The organism is Streptomyces griseosporeus (assembly GCF_014656055.1).
Classification (GTDB): domain Bacteria; phylum Actinomycetota; class Actinomycetes; order Streptomycetales; family Streptomycetaceae; genus Streptomyces; species Streptomyces griseosporeus.
The window spans coordinates 247,896-263,786 of the sequence record NZ_BNBR01000001.1; the positions used below are offsets into that span (position 1 = coordinate 247,896).

16 protein-coding genes and 1 pseudogene are annotated in these 15,891 nt (G+C 73.6%); 14 read left to right on the forward strand and 3 right to left on the reverse strand.

The window, feature by feature from the left end; all coding sequences use genetic code 11:
* Positions 1-23: 23 nt before the first annotated feature.
* Genes IE308_RS01010 through hypE form a run of 10 tightly spaced genes read left to right on the forward strand, consistent with a single transcriptional unit; the run spans position 24 to position 10,004 of the window.
* Entirely contained in the window at positions 24-530 is a 507-nt protein-coding gene (locus IE308_RS01010) for a hydrogenase maturation protease (protein ID WP_190216163.1), read from the forward strand.
* Entirely contained in the window at positions 527-2,815 is a 2,289-nt protein-coding gene (hypF, locus tag IE308_RS01015; RefSeq protein WP_190216164.1) for a carbamoyltransferase HypF, read from the forward strand. The genes IE308_RS01010 and hypF overlap by 4 nt, the downstream gene beginning before the upstream one ends.
* Positions 2,816-2,821: 6 nt before the next feature.
* The gene (locus IE308_RS01020) at positions 2,822-3,157 is read left to right on the forward strand and encodes a HypC/HybG/HupF family hydrogenase formation chaperone (protein ID WP_190216165.1); all 336 of its coding nucleotides are present in this window, start codon (positions 2,822-2,824) and stop codon (positions 3,155-3,157) included.
* Positions 3,158-3,198: 41 nt separating this feature from the next.
* Positions 3,199-4,356 (forward strand): 4Fe-4S dicluster domain-containing protein, encoded by a 1,158-nt coding sequence (locus tag IE308_RS01025; protein ID WP_190216166.1) that lies wholly within the window; start codon positions 3,199-3,201, stop codon positions 4,354-4,356.
* Entirely contained in the window at positions 4,356-5,162 is an 807-nt protein-coding gene (locus IE308_RS01030; protein ID WP_190216167.1) for an FAD/NAD(P)-binding protein, read from the forward strand. The genes IE308_RS01025 and IE308_RS01030 overlap by 1 nt, the downstream gene beginning before the upstream one ends.
* Positions 5,162-5,914 (forward strand): NADH-quinone oxidoreductase subunit B family protein, encoded by a 753-nt coding sequence (locus IE308_RS01035; protein ID WP_190216168.1) that lies wholly within the window; start codon positions 5,162-5,164, stop codon positions 5,912-5,914. Before IE308_RS01030 ends, IE308_RS01035 begins: the two co-directional genes overlap by 1 nt.
* Positions 5,911-7,260: a Ni/Fe hydrogenase subunit alpha gene (locus IE308_RS01040; RefSeq protein WP_190216169.1), complete on the forward strand. Its 1,350-nt coding sequence runs from the start codon at positions 5,911-5,913 to the stop codon at positions 7,258-7,260. Before IE308_RS01035 ends, IE308_RS01040 begins: the two co-directional genes overlap by 4 nt.
* Positions 7,253-7,873, forward strand: coding sequence for a CBS domain-containing protein (locus tag IE308_RS01045; protein WP_190216170.1), 621 nt, complete (start codon positions 7,253-7,255; stop codon positions 7,871-7,873). Before IE308_RS01040 ends, IE308_RS01045 begins: the two co-directional genes overlap by 8 nt.
* Positions 7,870-8,973, forward strand: coding sequence for a hydrogenase formation protein HypD (hypD, locus tag IE308_RS01050; RefSeq protein ID WP_190216171.1), 1,104 nt, complete (start codon positions 7,870-7,872; stop codon positions 8,971-8,973). The genes IE308_RS01045 and hypD overlap by 4 nt, the downstream gene beginning before the upstream one ends.
* Positions 8,970-10,004, forward strand: a complete 1,035-nt coding sequence (gene hypE, locus IE308_RS01055) for a hydrogenase expression/formation protein HypE (protein WP_190216172.1) — start codon at positions 8,970-8,972, stop codon at positions 10,002-10,004. The genes hypD and hypE overlap by 4 nt, the downstream gene beginning before the upstream one ends.
* 320 nt (positions 10,005-10,324) lie before the next feature.
* Here the strand turns inward: hypE and IE308_RS01060 are convergent, their stop codons facing one another.
* Entirely contained in the window at positions 10,325-11,194 is an 870-nt protein-coding gene (locus tag IE308_RS01060; RefSeq protein WP_190216173.1) for a universal stress protein, read from the reverse strand.
* 40 nt (positions 11,195-11,234) lie between these two features.
* The gene (locus tag IE308_RS01065; RefSeq protein WP_190216174.1) at positions 11,235-12,140 is read right to left on the reverse strand and encodes a universal stress protein; all 906 of its coding nucleotides are present in this window, start codon (positions 12,138-12,140) and stop codon (positions 11,235-11,237) included.
* A gap of 208 nt (positions 12,141-12,348) precedes the next feature.
* On the opposite strand from IE308_RS01065, the gene IE308_RS01070 reads away from it, so the two are divergent.
* The 4 genes and pseudogenes from IE308_RS01070 (at position 12,349) to IE308_RS01080 (ending at position 14,255) form a co-directional block, all read left to right on the forward strand.
* Complete coding sequence (locus tag IE308_RS01070) at positions 12,349-12,813, forward strand: Crp/Fnr family transcriptional regulator (RefSeq protein WP_190216175.1); 465 nt, start codon at positions 12,349-12,351, stop codon at positions 12,811-12,813.
* Positions 12,810-13,535, forward strand: coding sequence for a CBS domain-containing protein (locus IE308_RS01075; protein ID WP_373314402.1), 726 nt, complete (start codon positions 12,810-12,812; stop codon positions 13,533-13,535). Before IE308_RS01070 ends, IE308_RS01075 begins: the two co-directional genes overlap by 4 nt.
* A pseudogene (locus tag IE308_RS37400) lies at positions 13,531-13,671 on the forward strand (DNA-binding response regulator); the annotation flags it as partial. The gene IE308_RS01075 and the pseudogene IE308_RS37400, both read left to right, overlap by 5 nt.
* A 29-nt stretch (positions 13,672-13,700) precedes the next feature.
* Positions 13,701-14,255, forward strand: a complete 555-nt coding sequence (locus tag IE308_RS01080; protein WP_190216176.1) for a flavodoxin domain-containing protein — start codon at positions 13,701-13,703, stop codon at positions 14,253-14,255.
* Positions 14,256-14,871: 616 nt separating this feature from the next.
* On the opposite strand, the gene IE308_RS01085 is transcribed toward IE308_RS01080, so the two are convergent.
* Positions 14,872-15,777: a universal stress protein gene (locus IE308_RS01085; protein WP_190216177.1), complete on the reverse strand. Its 906-nt coding sequence runs from the start codon at positions 15,775-15,777 to the stop codon at positions 14,872-14,874.
* Positions 15,778-15,891: the final 114 nt, after the last annotated feature.

The window sequence follows — 15,891 nt, forward strand, 5'->3', positions numbered from 1 at the left end:
GTCGATCCGGCACAGTCGGAACCGTGGACAGGCGCCAGCGCATCGCCGTCATCGGCGTCGGCAACGACTTCCGGCGCGACGACGGTGTGGGCTGGGCGGTCGTCGACCGGTTGCGGGAACGGGCCGGCCGGCGGCCGCTCCCACCGGGAACCATGCTGGCCACGTGTGACGGGGAACCCGGACGCCTGATCGGACTGTGGGAGGGCGTCGCGTTCGCCGTGGTCGTGGATGCGGCGCATGCGCATCCCGGCACACCGGGGCGTGTGCACCGGCTCGAACTCGGCGGCGGGACGCTGGGCGGCGGCTCGGCCACCAGCTCCCACGGACTCGGCCTGGGTGAGGCCGTCCAGCTGGCCGCGGCGCTGGACCGGCTGCCGGGGCGGCTGGTGGTGTACGCCGTGGAAGGGGCCGAGGCCTCCTTCGGCAACGCCCTCTCCCCCGCCGTGGCGGAGGCCGCCGACGCACTCGCCGAGACCGTCGAGAAGGAGATCACACGGCACTGGGGCACGTCGGCGGGGAGGCCGTCATGACCGCGCGCCACTTCCACGTCGAAGGCATCGTGCAGGGTGTGGGATTCCGGCCGTTCGTGTACCGCACCGCGGCGGAACTGGGCCTGAGCGGATGGGTGGCCAACGTCGACGGACAGGTGGAGGGCGAGGTCGCGGGAGCCGCCCCGGCGATCGAGGAGTTCGCCGGCCGGCTCCGCGCCGGCGCCCCGGCGCTCGCCCGCGTCCGGCGCGTGTCCCTCACCCGCGTCGCCGGGCCGCCCGCGGACCGCGCCGGATTCGAGGTGCGGCAGAGCGCGCCCCGCGCCGCCGGGGCGCTGGTCCGCGAGGTGCCCCCGGACGCGGCGATCTGTGACGCCTGTCTGCGTGAGCTGCGTGATCCCGCGGATCGGCGCCACCGCTACCCGTTCGTCAACTGCACGGACTGCGGTCCGCGCGCCACGATCATCGAAGACCTCCCCTACGACCGGGTCCGCACCACCATGCGCCGCTTCCCGCTGTGCCCCGCTTGCGCGGCGGAATACGCCGATCCCGGCGACCGGCGCTTCCACGCCGAACCCATCGCCTGCCCGGCGTGCGGGCCGCGGCTGGCCTGGGACGATCTGCGCGGCGAGGAGGCGTTGCGCGCCGCGGTGCGCACGATCGCCGCCGGCGGGATCGTCGCGCTGAAGGGGCTCGGGGGCTACCAGCTGGTCTGCGACGCGACCGACGCACGGGCGGTGGCGGAACTGCGGCGCCGCAAGCGCCGGCCGTCGAAACCGCTGGCCGTGATGGTGGCCGATGTGCCGGCGGCGGCACGGCTGGCGCACATCGGCGTCGCCGAACTGCGGGTGCTCACCGGCCCCGAACGGCCCGTGGTGCTGCTCCCGCGGCGTGCGTGGCGGGGTCCCCCGCCGCTGGCTCCCGCGGTGCACCCGGGGCTGCGTCGGGTCGGGCTGTTCCTGCCCACCACGGGACTGCACCACCTCCTGCTCGACGAGCTCGGCCGGCCCTTGGTGGTCACCAGCGGCAACCTGGGCGGCGCGCCCCTCGCCATCGACGACGCGCAGGCCCGGCGTGACCTGACCGGCGTCGCGGACGGCTTCCTCACCCATGACCGGCCGATCCGTTCCCGCTACGACGACTCGGTGGTCGCGTTCAGCGGGCGTACCCGCATCACCGTCCGCCGGGCCCGTGGCCTGGCCCCCGCTCCCCTTGCGCTGCCGGTGAGTGAGCCGGTCGCCGGAGTGGGCGCCCAGCTCAAGCACACCTTCACGCTGGCCGCCGACGGACGCGCGCATCTCGGACCGCACACCGGTGATCTGGCCGACCTGGCGACCCACGAGGCGTTCCTGGCGTCGTACGGGCGGCTGAAGCACCTCACCGGCATCGAGCCGCGTGTCCTGGCGCACGACCTGCACCCGGGGTATCTGTCCACGCAGTGGGCCGAGGCCCAGGACCTGCCGCGCGTCGCCGTGCAGCACCACCACGCGCACGTGGCCGCGTGCGCGGCGGAGCACCAGGTGCGCGGGCCCTTCGTCGGCGTCGCCTACGACGGGCTCGGGCTCGGTGACGACGGCACGCTGTGGGGCGGGGAGATCCTCCTCGCCGACCTGACCGGTTACCGCCGCGCCGGCAGGTTCGCCAGGGCCCCGCTGCCGGGCGGTGAGGCAGCCGTACGGCACCCCTCCCGCACGGCTCTCGGCCACCTGCTCGGCACGGAGCGTCTCGGCGGCCCGGTCCTGGACGGCGGGCTGCTCCGGTCCTTCACCGACCGCCTGGACCCGGCGGAGGTCGCCGCCGTCGGCGCCATGATCACCCGGGACGTCAACTGTCCCCGCGCCTCCAGCGCCGGACGCCTCTTCGACGCGGCGGCATCCCTGCTCGGCATCACGGACGAGGTGGGATACGAAGGGGAAGCGGCCGTACTGCTGGAGGCGGCGGCCGGCCAGGAGCACGCCGAGCCTCTCGCCTGGCGGGTGCTACGGGTCGGCGGACTGTGGGTGTACGACTCGGCGCCCACCTTGACCGACCTGCTGCGCCGCCGCCTCGGCGGTGAGCCCGTCGGACACCTGGCCGCGGCCTTCCACCTCACCCTCGCGCTCGTCACCGCGGAGCTGGTCGCGCGGGTGGTGGCCGACGGTGCGCCCCGCACCGTGTGCCTCGGCGGCGGCTGCTTCGTCAACCGGCGCCTGCTCGTCGAGGTGCGGCGTCGGCTGCGGGCACAGGGGCTGAAGGTCGTGGTGGGCGGCCAGGTACCGGTCGGGGACGGCGGCATCAGCTACGGCCAGGCGGCGGTCGCCGCCGCACGCCTGACCGGAAGGGAGTGAGCGGACATGTGCCTGGGCATCCCCGGACGGATCACCGAAGTGCACGACGACGCCGGACTGCGCATGGGAACGGCCGACTTCGGCGGCGTACGGCGTGAGGTGTGCCTGAGCTGCACGCCCGAGGCGGGCGTCGGGTCGTACGTCATCGTGCACGTCGGCTTCGCCATCACCCTGGTCGATGAGACGGAGGCGGAGCGCACCCTCGACGTGCTGCGGGCGATGGCCGGTGCCGTCGAAGCGGAACTCGGCGAGCCCCTTCCGCGGCGACCGCAGGGGTCCGGTCGGCCCGGCGGACAGGGCCGGTCGACCCCTGCCCTGCGCGCCCCCGGGAGCCCACCCTGACAGTGGAGGGCACCACAGCCACCCGGCGAGGAGGTCCCGCCATGACCACCACGGCACCCGCCGCCGTCCTGGACCGAGCGGGGCTCGACACCCTGGTCACCACCCTGGTGGCACAGGGCAGGACCGTGATCGGTCCGACCGTGCGGGACGGCGCGGTGGTGCTCGCGGAGCTGTCCCGCGGCGATCAGCTGCCCTACGGCTGGGGCGTCGAACTGGACGCCGGCCGCTATCGCCTGGTCCCCCGCGCGGACGGAGCCGCCTTCGCCCACAGCGCGGGGCCGCAGTCCTGGAAGAACTGGCTGCACCCGGCGCACGAGCGGCTGTGGAGCGCCGACCGGGCGCCGGACGGCACCCCGGCGTACACGACCGAGCCGCTCGATCCGCCGCAGTACGCCTTCCTCGGCGTACGGCCCTGCGACCTGCGGGCCATCGCGATCCAGGACCGGGTCCTGACCGGCGGCGCGTACGAGGACTCCCGCTACGGAGCCCGTCGCCGTCGTGCCCTGCTGATCGCCGTCGAGTGCACCGAGCCCGGCGGGACCTGCTTCTGTGTGTCGGCCGGAGGGGGCCCGGCGGCCGGCCCCGGATACGACCTGGCCCTGACCGAGGTGCTGGACGGCGACGGCCACCGGTTCCTGGTCCGCGTCGGCAGCGAGGACGGCGCCCGGCTGCTGGAGCAGGTGCCGCACCGCGCGGCCGACCCGGCCACCGAGGCCACCGCACGCGCGTCCGTGGAGGCCGCCGCCGGCCGCATGGGCCGCGCCCTGCCGGAGGTCGACATCCGCGAGCTGCTGGCCGCGAGCCCGGACGCGGAGCGCTGGAACGACGTCGCCTCGCGCTGCCTGACCTGTGCCAACTGCACGATGGTGTGCCCGACCTGCTTCTGCACCACCACCGAGGAGGTCACCGACCTCACCGGGGACCACACCGAGCGGTGGCAGCGCTGGGACTCCTGCTTCGACCTGGACTTCTCGCACCTGCACGGCGGCGGTCCGGTCCGGGCCTCGGCCCGCAGCCGCTACCGGCAGTGGCTGACCCACAAACTCTCCACCTGGTACGACCAGTTCGGCTCCTCCGGATGCGTCGGCTGCGGCCGCTGCATCGCCTGGTGCCCGGCCGGCATCGACATCACCGAGGAGGTCAGGGCCATGGACGCGGAGCGTCCTGTGTCCCACGCCGGCGGAACGGGTGAGCAGTGATGACCGCCGTGCCTCTCCCCTACCGTGTGACCGCCCACCGGCGGGAGACCGCCGACACGGCGACCCTGTACCTCACGCCGGTGCGTGAGGCGTTGCCCGACTTCGCTCCCGGCCAGTTCGCGATGGTGCACTGCTTCGGACGCGGCGAGATACCCGTCTCCGTCAGCTCGGTGCAGGCCACCGGTGGTCTCGCGCACACGGTGCGGGCCGTCGGTGCCGTCTCCGCCGGGCTCTGCGCGGCGCGCGCCGGGGACGTGGTGGGGCTGCGCGGGCCGTACGGCACGGCCTGGGGGCTGGAGGCGGCCCGCGGCCGGGACGTGATCGTGGTCGCGGGCGGCATCGGGCTGGCGCCGTTGCGCCCACTGATCCTCCAGACGGTCGCCGCTCCGGAAGCGTACGGCCGTGTCAGCGTCCTGGTCGGGGCCCGCACGCCGGCCGACCTGGTCGGCCGGGAGGAGATCCCGCGATGGCCCACGGCCTTCACCGGTGTCACCGTGGACCGGCCGGACCCGGGCTGGCACGGCGATGTCGGCCTGGTCACCGCGCTGCTGGACCGGGCACCGTTCGAGGCCGCCCGCACCTCGGCGTTCGTGTGCGGCCCCGAGCCGATGATCCGCGCCACGGCACGTGATCTGACCGGCCGCGGTGTGGCACCCGAGCGCGTCCGGGTGTCGCTGGAGCGGAACATGCGGTGCGCGACCGGACACTGCGGGCACTGCCAGCTCGGCCCGCTGCTGCTGTGCCGCGACGGCCCCGTCGTGGGCTGGGACGTCGTCGAGGACCTGCTGTCGGTCAGGGAGTTGTGATGGCCCCGAAACTCGCCGTGTTCAAACTGGCCTCCTGCGACGGCTGCCAGCTGACCCTGCTGGACTGCGAGGACGAACTCCTCGCGCTCGCGGGGCAGGTGGAGATCGCGCACTTCCTCGAAGCCTCCAGCGACGTCCGGCCGGGTCCGTACGACCTTGCCCTGGTGGAGGGCTCCGTCACCACCGCCGAGGACGCCGAGCGGGTGCGGGCCATCCGCGCCGCCTCCCGCCACCTGGTGACGATCGGCGCCTGCGCGACCGCCGGAGGCATCCAGGCCCTGCGCAACTTCGCGGACGTCGACGAGTACCGCCGCACCGTCTACGCCCGCCCGGAGTACGTCTCCACCCTCGCCACGTCCACACCGGTCTCCGACCACGTGCACGTCGACTTCGAGCTGCGGGGCTGCCCCGTCGACCGGCGGCAGCTGCTCGAAGTGATCACCGCGTTCCTGGCGGGACGCAAGCCCGACGTGCCGGACCACAGCGTGTGCTTCGAGTGCAAGCGGCGCGGCACGGTGTGCGTCACCGTCGCGCACGGCACGCCTTGCCTGGGCCCGGTGACACAGGCCGGCTGTGGTGCCCTGTGCCCGGCCTTCCGGCGCGGCTGCTTCGGCTGCTTCGGACCGTCCGGGTCGGTGAACCTGCCCGCCCAGATCCGGCTGCTGCGCCGCGACGGACTCGACGAGGACGCCGTACAGCGCTTCCTGCACACCTTCAACGCCGCCGCCTTCGACGAGGAGTTGAGGACATGACCCACCGTGGTTCCCGGGTCCTGCACGTCGGCTCGCTCTCCCGGGTCGAGGGCGAAGGCGCGCTGCGCCTGTACGTCGACGACGGCACGGTCACCGGAGCGCGGCTGGAGATCTACGAACCGCCGCGCTTCTTCGAGGCGTTCCTGCGCGGCCGGTCCTACACGGAGCCGCCGGACATCACCGCCCGGGTGTGCGGCATCTGCCCCGTCGCCTACCAGATGAGCGCCTGCGCCGCGATCGAGGACGCCTGCGGAGTCGAGGTGGACCCGGCGATCCGGGACCTGCGGCGGCTGCTGTACTGCGGCGAGTGGATCGAGAGCCAGGCGCTGCACATCCATCTGCTGCACGCGCCCGACTTTCTTGGCGCCGCAAGCGCGATCGAGCTGGCGCGCACCCACCGGGCGGAGGTGGAGCGCGGTCTGCGGCTGAAGAAGGCCGGCAACACGCTGATGGAGGTGCTCGGCGGGCGGGCCGTGCACCCGGTCAACGTGCGGCTCGGCGGCTTCCACCGGGCGCCTGAGCGGGCGGAACTGCGGCCCCTGCGTGAGCAGTTGAAGCAGGCGCTGGACGACGCCTGGGAAGTCGTGCGGTGGGTCGCGACGTTCGACTTCCCCGACGCGCGGACCGACGCCGACCTGCTGGCGCTGGCCGCCGTGGACGAGTACGCCATCGACAGCGGCACACCCACCGTGCTGCGCGCCGACGGCGGCACGTTCGCCTTCCCGGTGCGGGAGTTCCCCGACCACGTGCGGGAGAAGCACCAGCCGCACTCCACCGCGCTGCACTCCCGGCTCGACGGGCGGCTGCACCTGACCGGCGCGCTCGCCCGGTTCGCCATCGGCGGGCGACGGCTGTCCGCCGTGGCCCGGCAGGCCGCCGTCGAGGCGGGACTCGGCGATCCTAACGAGGGCGCGGTGTGCCGCAACCCCTATCGCTCGATCCTGGTGCGGGCCGTGGAAACCCTGTACGCCGTCGAGGAGGCCCTGCGGATCATCGACGGCTACGAGCCGCCGGCCCGCCCGTACACCGACGTGCCGCCGGTGGCCGGCACGGGACACGGGGCCACCGAGGCGCCGCGGGGGCTCCTCTACCACCGCTACACCGTCGATGCCGCGGGCCTGGTCACCGACGCCGTCCTGGTGCCGCCCACCGCGCAGAACCAGGGCGCCGTCGAGGACGACCTCCGGCGCCTGGCTCAGCAGGCCCTCACCGAACTCGACGTGGACGACGACGAGCTGACGTCCCTGTGCGAGCGGGTCATCCGCAACCACGACCCCTGCATCTCCTGTTCCACCCACTTCCTCGATCTGACGGTCGTCCGCACCCAGGGAGGTCACCATGCCTGAGACCCCGTACAAGGTGAGCGATGTGATGACGCACACCGTCGTCGCCGTGGGCAGCGAGGCGCCGTTCAAGGACGTCGTGGAGCTGCTCGACCAGTGGAGGGTCAGCGCCGTGCCGGTGCTGGCCGGAGAGGGCCGGGTCGTCGGCGTCGTCTCCGAGGCGGATCTGCTGGCCAAGGAGGAGTTCCGCGACACCGACGAGGGCGGCCTCGCCGAGCGGATCAAGGCGAGCGCGCTGACCGCGGGCGAGCTGATGAGTGCACCGGCCGTCACCGTGCACGCCGACGCCACCGTCGCCGAGGCCGCCCGCATCATGGCCCGCCGGCACGTCAAGCGCCTGCCCGTGGTGGACGGCGTCGGCCTGCTGCAAGGCGTGGTCAGCCGCAGCGACCTGCTCAAGGTGTTCCTGCGCTCCGACGAGGACATCGCCGAGGAGATCCGGCACAGTGTGCTGAACCTGCTGCCCGTCGGCGACGCGGTCACGGCGTCGGTGACCGACGGAGTGGTCACCCTCGGCGGGGCGCTTCCCGAGCGCGGTCTCGAGCCCGTGATCGCGCGGGCGGTCCGCGCGGTCGAGGGCGTCGTGGACGTCCGGCTGGATCTGACCCACCGATGAAGTACCTCGACGAGTACCGCGACCCCGTGCTCGCCCGGCGCCTGCTGGACGAGCTGCGGGCCACCGCGACCCGGCCCTGGCGGATCATGGAGGTGTGCGGCGGGCAGACGCACACCCTCGTCCGGCAGGGCATCGACGAACTGCTGCCCGCCGGGATGCGGATGATCCACGGTCCCGGCTGCCCGGTCTGCGTCACTCCGCTGGAGACCCTGGACCGCGCCGTGGTCATCGCCGCCCGCCCCGGCGTGATCCTCACCAGCTTCGGCGACATGCTGCGCGTCCCCGGCACCCGCACCGATCTGCTGTCACTGCGGGCGCGGGGCGCGGACGTGCGCGTCGTGTACGCGCCCATGGACGCCGTCCGGCTGGCCTCCGCCCACCCCGACCGGCAGGTGGTGTTCCTCGCCGTCGGGTTCGAGACGACGGCACCCGCCAACGCCATGGCCGTACTGCACGCGGCGCGGCTCGGCCTGCCCAACTTCACGATGCTCGTCAGCCATGTCCTCGTCCCGCCCGCCATGACCGCGCTGCTCCAGGACCCTGCCTGCGAGGTCCAGGCGTTCCTGGCGGCCGGGCACGTGTGCGCGGTGATGGGCTGGCGCGAGTACGAACCGATCGCCGCGCACTACCGGGTGCCGATCGTGGTGACCGGGTTCGAGCCGCTGGACCTGCTGGAGGGCATCCTCATGGCCGTCGCCCAGCTGGAGGCCGGCCGGTACGAGGTGGAGAACCAGTACGCGCGGGCCGTGCGGCGGACGGGCAACACCGCCGCGCAGGACGCCGTACGCCGGGTCTTCCGGGTCACCGACCGGTCCTGGCGCGGCATCGGGCACCTGCCCTCCAGCGGCCTCGAACTCGCCCAGGAGTACAGCCGCTTCGACGCGGCCCGCCGCTTCCGGGTGGACGGTCTGCGGCCCGCCGAGGACGCCGAGTGCATCGCCGGTGCCGTCCTCACCGGCGCGAAGCTGCCCACCGACTGTCCCGCCTACGGCACCCGCTGCACCCCGCGGCATCCCCTCGGCGCGCCCATGGTGTCGTCCGAGGGCACCTGTGCCGCCTTCCACGCGGCCGGCCGCACCCGCACAAGGAGTACGACATGAGCGCCCTCTGCCCCGCCCCTCTGCACGAGGACGAGGTCGTCCTGCTCGGCCACGGGGCCGGCGGCCGCCTCTCCGCCGAACTGCTCGACCGGCTGATCCTGCCCGCCCTGGACGGTGGCCCCGGCCCCATGGAGGACGCGGCGCTGCTGCCGGGCTACCGGGAGCTGGTGATGAGCACCGACAGCTTCGTCGTCAGCCCGCTGTTCTTCCCCGGCGGTGACATCGGCTCGCTCGCCGTCCACGGCACCGTCAACGACCTCGCCATGCGGGGCGCATGGCCCCTGGCGCTGTCGGTCTCCTTCATCGCCGAAGAGGGGCTGCCGCTGACCGAGCTGCGCTCCGTCGCCGTGTCGCTGGGCAAGGCCGCGCAACAGGTGGGGGTGCCCGTGATCACCGGGGACACCAAGGTGGTGGGGCGGGGGGCGGCCGACAGGCTGTTCGTCAACACGACCGGGATCGGGCGGCGGCACGGTTCCCTGCACCCCTCCGCCGCGCTCGCGCGCCCCGGCGACGCGGTACTGCTCTCCGGGCCGATAGGACTGCACGGCATTACGGTGCTCAGCACGCGTGAGGGCCTGGGGTTCGAGGCCGACATCGCCTCGGACACACGTCCGTTGCACCGGCTGGTGGCGGCGCTCGCGCCGCTCGGCGCGGCCGTCCACGTCCTGCGCGATCCGACCCGGGGCGGGCTCGCCGCCGCTCTGAACGAGATCGCCCGCGACTCGCGCGTCGCGGTGGAGATCGAGGAGCCGGCCGTACCGGTGCCGCAGGCGGTCGCCTCCGCCTGCGACATGCTGGGCCTGGATCCCCTCGTCGTGGCGAACGAGGGCTGCCTGGTCGCGTTCGTCACCGCGGACGCCGCCGAGGAGGCGCTGACGGCACTGCGCTCCCTGCCGGAGGGGGCGCGGGCGGTGCGCATCGGCGAGGTGCTCCCGGAGGGCCCGGCGGCCCGTGTGACGCTGCGGACGCTGGTGGGCGCCCGCCGCATCGTGGACATGCCGCTGGGAGAACAACTGCCCCGCATCTGCTGAGGGTGTGCCGGCGTACAGGGCGCCGCCGGCCAGGACGGCGTCGTCGGTGCCCTTCTCCTCACCTCAGCCGCCGCAGGTACGGATCGCGCGGCCGACGGGGCGCGCAGGCGCACCTGGGTGTCAAGCATGCGACGGTGGTGCTGTCCGTCAGCAGGGCGTGCGCCGGCGGGCGTGCACCGGTGTGTGGCTGACCATGTCGTCCTTCATCGCGGGCCGCCTGGTAAGCCTTCCCTCCGCTCCGAGCGTCCCGCACAGCGGGGAGCCCGCCCCATGGGCCCCGCAGCGGCAAGGGGGCGGCTCCTGCGGAGCAGGGCCTCGGGTCAGCGGTGGGGCACGACGGCCACCGGGCAAGCGGCCCGGTGCAGCACCGCGTGGGCCGTCCGTCCCAGCTGCGGCGTGTAGTGGTCGGCCCTGCGCCGCACGCCGACGACCAGCAGGTCGGCCTCGTGCGAAGCCTCGACGAGCACCCGGCGGGCATGCCCCTCGGCGGTACGGCGGTACACCGTCGGCTCCGGCGAGGCGGCCGCGAGCGCGGCCTCCAGCGCGTCGGCAGCCCGCTGCTCGTACACCCGGGCGGGCTCCCCGACGAGGAGCGGATGGTCGACGGGCTCGTGCGCCGGGCACTTCCAGGCCCGTACGGCGTGCAAGGGCACACCCCGCAGCCGGGCCTCCGCGGCGGCGAAGGCCACCACGGCCCTCACCTCGGCGCCGTCCCCGACGCCCACCACGACGCGACCGCGGGCCGCCGTGGCCGCCTGGTCGTCATGGCTTCCGCGCAGCACGACGACCGGGCAGTCGGCACGGGCGGCGACAGCCATGCTGACCGATCCCAGCAGCGTCTCGGCGACGCCGCTCCGCCCGCGGCTGCCGACGACGAGGAGCGTCGCGTCGGCGCTCTCGCGCACCAGCGCGTACTCCGCTTCGTCGGGCACCAGGTCGGCGATCACCTTCAGATCGGGCTGCCGCCGCCGCGCCCGCCGGGCGGCAGTGCCGATGATGTCCTCGGCCAGGACTTCCTCGGCGGGCCTGCCCGGATCCACGGCCGGCAAGGAGCCTTCGTAACGCTCCCAGAGCGAGGCGTAGACCACGCGCAGCGTCAGCCCCCTCAGGGCGGCTTCGTCGGCCGCCCAGCTCGTGGCCCTCAGGCTCGCCTCGGAACCGTCCACTCCGACGACGACGGGGAGTTCCATCCTCGTCACCCTCTCTCTGCCAAGGGACGCAAAGCCCGGATCACTCATGTGCCACGACGGCCACGGGAGCGGTGGCGTGGTGCAGGACGGCGTGGGTGACGGAGCCGATGTGCAGGCCGACGGGGTTGTGCCGGGCTCGACGGCCGACCACGACCAGCGACGCGTTGCGCGCGGCGTCGACCAGCCGGTCGGCGGCGCTGCCGGTCCGGGACTCCTCGCTCACCTCCACGGACGGGTACTTCTGCCGCCACGGCCGCAGCACCTCGGCCAGCTCCGCGGCCCTCTCCCGCACGATCTCGTGGTGCAGGGAGGCGTCGTTGGAAAGGCCGTAGACGTAGTACGCCGGCAGGTACCAGGAGTGGACGGCGCGGACGGCGGTGCGGCGTCGTTCGGCCTCCTCGAAGGCGAAGGCGATCACGTCATCGGCGGGCATCTCCGTGTCGATGCCGACGACCACGGGCCGGTAGGCGGTGGCGGCGGACGGAATGCCCGCAGGGTCGCTCTCGTGCTCGTCGGCGGCCTCCTCGTCGGCCCGGACGACCACCACCGGCACGTCGGTGTGCGCGATGACGGCCTGGCCCACGGACCCGACCAGGAAGCCCGCGGCTCCGCTCATGGCGCGCGAACCCAGAACGAGCAGTTCGCCGTGGGCTGCCGCGCCGGCCAGCAGCTCGGCCGGCCTGCCGGACAACCGCACCAGGTCGACGCCGACCCCGGGATGGCGCAGCCGAAGGCCCTTCACGGCCTCCCTCGGGATCCGCTCGGACCACTGCGTCCGCGTTTCCCCGCCCAGCAACGGAGCCTGGGCCCAGCGGTGCGGTACCGGTTCCGAGACCGTCACGACGGTCAGCGGCAGGCCACGCAGTGTCGCCTCGCGGGCCGCCCATTCGGCGGCGGCCCGGCTCTCGCGGGAGTCGTCGAGCCCGACGACAACGGTGGGGACCATGACGGTGCCTCCTCTTCGGCCGCTTCTGTTCTCAGCCTCGCGGCGAACCGGTGACCGCTCCAGGGGCCGCATGTCCTGTACCGGGACCGACCGGCCCAAGGGACCCGGCCGCCGGTGCGCCCGCGAAGAGGCCATGTGGCCCATGGCCCTCCCCGGCACGGGCGGCGACGCTGGGAGTGGGAAAGCCATGAAGCCCTGGAGGCGCGCCATGAACGCTCCTGTCACGACGAGCGTGCCGCGGGCCCTGCCCGCCGAGCACCGGCAGCGGTTGATGGGGACCGCCCGCGAGGTGGCCTTCACCACGGGCACCCGCCTGTTCGAGGAGGGCGGCCACGCCGACCGGTTCTGGATCATCCGGACCGGCACGATCGACCTCGACATGAGGGTGCCCGGCCGCCGGGCCGCCGTCATCGAGTCCCTCGGCCACAACGAACTGGTCGGCTGGTCCTGGCTGTTCACCCCGCATCGGTGGCGCTTGGGCGCGGAGGCGGCAAGCCCGGTCCGCGCCTACGAGTTCGACGCCACCGTCGTGCGCGAGCTGTGCGAGGCCGACCCCGAGTTCGGCAGGAACATCGCGCAGTGGGTGGGCGCCGTCGTCGCCCGGCGGCTGCACGCCGCCCGCACGCGGCTGCTCGACCTGTACGGCCCCTACGGCAGCGGAGGCCTGCGATGACCGGATCCGGAATCGAGAAGGACGGGCGCGCCGGGTCGCAGGGAGCACTCGGCTTCGCCCACATCGTCAGCGATGTCATGACCCGCTCGGTGGCCACCGTCGGGCTGGAGACCCCGTTCAAGGACGTCGTCCGTGCCCTGCAGGACCGTCGGGTGAGCGCGCTGCCGGTGGTGGACGGCTCCGGACACGTGGTCGGCATCGTGTCCGAGGCGGACCTGCTGCCGAAAGAGGAGTTCCGCGACCGGGACCCCGACCGCCGCACCCAGCTGCGCCGGCTGGCCGACCTCGCGAAGGCCGGCTCGGACACCGCGCAGGACCTGATGACGTCCCCCGCGATCACCATCGCTCCCGGTGCCACGCTCGCCCAGGCCGCGCGCGTCATGGCGCGGGCCCGCGTGAAGCGGCTGCCCGTGGTCGACGACACCGGCCGTCTGCTCGGCATCGTCAGCCGCGCCGACCTCCTGAAGGTCTTCCTCCGCGACGACGAGGACATCGCCGAGCAGGTCCGGCGTGAAGTGACCGCCTACCTGTTCCCCGGGTCGGCGCCCGATGTCCGCGTCCATGTCCAGGACGGGGTGGTCCGCCTCGGCGGCCGGATACGAGACCGTTCCCTGGTACCGGTGGCCGCACGACTGGTGCGGGCCGTCGAAGGGGTGGTCGACGTGCGGTTCGAGCTGGACCAGTACGAGCGCGGCGGTGCCGGCCCTCTCACCCAACGGTGACGGGCTCACCGACCGCGAGGTGGGCAAGCGCCTCCACGTGTCCGCGAAGACGGTCGAGAACCGCCACTCCCGGCCACTCGCCGAACCGGGAGCGCGCGGCCGGGCGCAGGCCGCAGTACTCGCCACCCCTCTGTAACAGACCGTGCCGGCCGACCGGAGCCGCCGATGAACGCGGGCAGCGTCAAGGACGTCCTCGTGGCCTACGCGACCGCGTACGGATCCACGCGGGAGATCGCCGAGCGTCTGGCCGCCCACCTGTCCGAAAGGGGCCTGGCGGCGGAGGCGAAAGCCGTGAGGGACGTGCATGACGTCACCGCCTATCGCGCTTTCGTCGTGGGGAGCGCCGTACACCGGCAGGCCTGGCTCCGGCCCGCCAAGGATTTCCTGCGCGACAACGCCGACGCGTTCGCCACCCGCCCGTTGTGGCTCTTCAGTGTCGGGATGCCGGCCGCCCTGCGGGGACCATGGCGGTACCTCGCACCGAAGGAGAGCCGGGTGATCGTCGAAGATCTGCCGGGCACTCTCCCGCACCACGCCCACCGCATGTTCTCCGGCGTGGTCACGCCTGCTCAGCTCCCCCGCCTCGGACGGCTGCTGTTCCGGCTGCTGGGGGGCCGATTCGGCGACTACCGCGACTGGAATGCGATCGATGCGTGGGCCGTGGAGATCGCCGGGACCTTGCTCGGCCGATCGCGTCGGGGCGTCTCACCTGAGCGGTGACCGATCGCACGGGCGCGCCGCACCGTGGGCCGAAAGGCTCTGTCAGGACGGCCCAGGACGGCCCAGGACCGGGGCCGGACGGCTCATCGCCGTGCAGCGGCCCTGCGTCGAGGCTGGGGGGTGAACGCGGTACCGGACGAGTCCGGCGCACGCGGCTCCTCCCGGGAGGCGAGGACCATGAAGCACATCCGCGAGAGCAGGCGTCCCAGGCCGCCCCGGCAGCCCGAGCCGCCGGACCTGCGGACACCGTCCGGGCGTCCGATGCCCTACTGAGCGACGCCCGGCGCTGTCGGCGAGCACGTGGGTCCGCCGGCTTCCAGCGGCCGGCAGGCACATTCCGCCGTGACGGTGACCTTGCCGTTTCTCACGACGTTCGGGCCGAACGGCCCTGGCCGGCGCCGGGCGTGTGTGGTCTGCTTGAGGTAGCGGGAAGGACGAACCGAGACACGGAGAAGCGGCCACCGGCCGTGCACCGCGCAATGAGGACCCGCAAGAAGCGGATGAGCCCTTCCCGCCTTTTGGTGTGGGTATCACCTTCCGCGGACCGGATGGGCGCGGTACGGGCAGCGCAGCGGACAGCCGCCGTCCACCTACGCGAACCGGGTCCGGCGGTCGCTCAGTCGTGCGCGACGACGGCGACGGGCGCAGTGGCATGGTGCAGGACGGCGTGCGTGACCGGGCCGAGATGGACACCGAAGGGGTGGCGCCGGATGCGGCGGCCCACGACGACGAGCGAGGCCGCGCGGGCGGCGTCCACCAGGTGTTCGTCGGCGCTTCCCAGACGGGAATGCGGGATCACGTCCACGGAGGGGTACTTCTGCTGCCAGGGCTTCAGCGCCTCGGTGAGGCGAGCGGCCTCCTGACGCACGAGCTCGGCGTGCCACTCCGGGTCGGCGACGAGTCCGTACACGTAGTACGGCGGGAAACTCCAGCCGTGGACGGCCTCCAAGCCGGTGCCCCGGCGGTTCGCCTCCTCGAAGGCGAAGGCGAGCACGGTGTCCGGCGAGCCGTCGAGGTCGACGCCGACGACGACCGGCCGGAAGCCGGTGGCTGCGGAGGGAACGCCGCCCGGGTCCGGCTCGTGCTCGTCAGTGGCCTGTTCACCGGCCCGGACGAGCACGACGGGCACATCGGTGTGTGCGATCACCGCTTGGCCGACCGCCCCGATGAGGAAGCCGCCGACGCCGCTCATGCCGCGCGAGCCGAGCACCAGCATCTCGGCGCCCTCGGCCGCCTGCGGCAGCACCTCGCCGGCCCGGCCGGAGATCTGCTCCAGGGTGACGTCGAGGCCGGGGTGGTGCAGCTTGATGCTGTCAGCCGCCTCCCGGGGAATGCGCTCCCGCCAGTGCGCCTCCGTCTCCTTGCCCAGCAGATGGGCCTGCGCCAAGGGCTCGGGCATCGGTTCCCAGACGTGCACGATCCTCAGTGGTGCGCCGCGCAGCGTCGCCTCGCGCGCCGCCCACTCGGCCGCTGCACGGCTCTCATGCAAGCCGTCCAGTCCTACGACAACAGTGCGGACCATGATGGGTGCCTCCTGATCGGGTGTGTGCGTCGAGCCTCGTCGCCCGCACCCGGCTTCCGCAGGGGCCGCAGGTCCCCGGCATCGGCCGACCGGCCCTACCCGCCGGGCCGACGC

Bases quoted from the DNA above. Each gene is read 5' to 3' on its own strand.
- hypF (WP_190216164.1), top strand. From the start codon at position 527: ATGACCGCGCGCCACTTCCACGTCGAAGGCATCGTGCAGGGTGTGGGA.
- IE308_RS01020 (WP_190216165.1), top strand. From the start codon at position 2,822: ATGTGCCTGGGCATCCCCGGACGGATCACCGAAGTGCACGACGACGCC.
- IE308_RS01025 (WP_190216166.1), top strand. From the start codon at position 3,199: ATGACCACCACGGCACCCGCCGCCGTCCTGGACCGAGCGGGGCTCGAC.
- IE308_RS01030 (WP_190216167.1), top strand. From the start codon at position 4,356: ATGACCGCCGTGCCTCTCCCCTACCGTGTGACCGCCCACCGGCGGGAG.
- IE308_RS01035 (WP_190216168.1), top strand. From the start codon at position 5,162: ATGGCCCCGAAACTCGCCGTGTTCAAACTGGCCTCCTGCGACGGCTGC.
- IE308_RS01040 (WP_190216169.1), top strand. From the start codon at position 5,911: ATGACCCACCGTGGTTCCCGGGTCCTGCACGTCGGCTCGCTCTCCCGG.
- IE308_RS01045 (WP_190216170.1), top strand. From the start codon at position 7,253: ATGCCTGAGACCCCGTACAAGGTGAGCGATGTGATGACGCACACCGTC.
- hypD (WP_190216171.1), top strand. From the start codon at position 7,870: ATGAAGTACCTCGACGAGTACCGCGACCCCGTGCTCGCCCGGCGCCTG.
- hypE (WP_190216172.1), top strand. From the start codon at position 8,970: ATGAGCGCCCTCTGCCCCGCCCCTCTGCACGAGGACGAGGTCGTCCTG.
- IE308_RS01060 (WP_190216173.1), bottom strand. From the start codon at position 11,194: ATGGAACTCCCCGTCGTCGTCGGAGTGGACGGTTCCGAGGCGAGCCTG.
- IE308_RS01065 (WP_190216174.1), bottom strand. From the start codon at position 12,140: ATGGTCCCCACCGTTGTCGTCGGGCTCGACGACTCCCGCGAGAGCCGG.
- IE308_RS01070 (WP_190216175.1), top strand. From the start codon at position 12,349: ATGAACGCTCCTGTCACGACGAGCGTGCCGCGGGCCCTGCCCGCCGAG.
- IE308_RS01075 (WP_373314402.1), top strand. From the start codon at position 12,810: ATGACCGGATCCGGAATCGAGAAGGACGGGCGCGCCGGGTCGCAGGGA.
- IE308_RS01080 (WP_190216176.1), top strand. From the start codon at position 13,701: ATGAACGCGGGCAGCGTCAAGGACGTCCTCGTGGCCTACGCGACCGCG.
- IE308_RS01085 (WP_190216177.1), bottom strand. From the start codon at position 15,777: ATGGTCCGCACTGTTGTCGTAGGACTGGACGGCTTGCATGAGAGCCGT.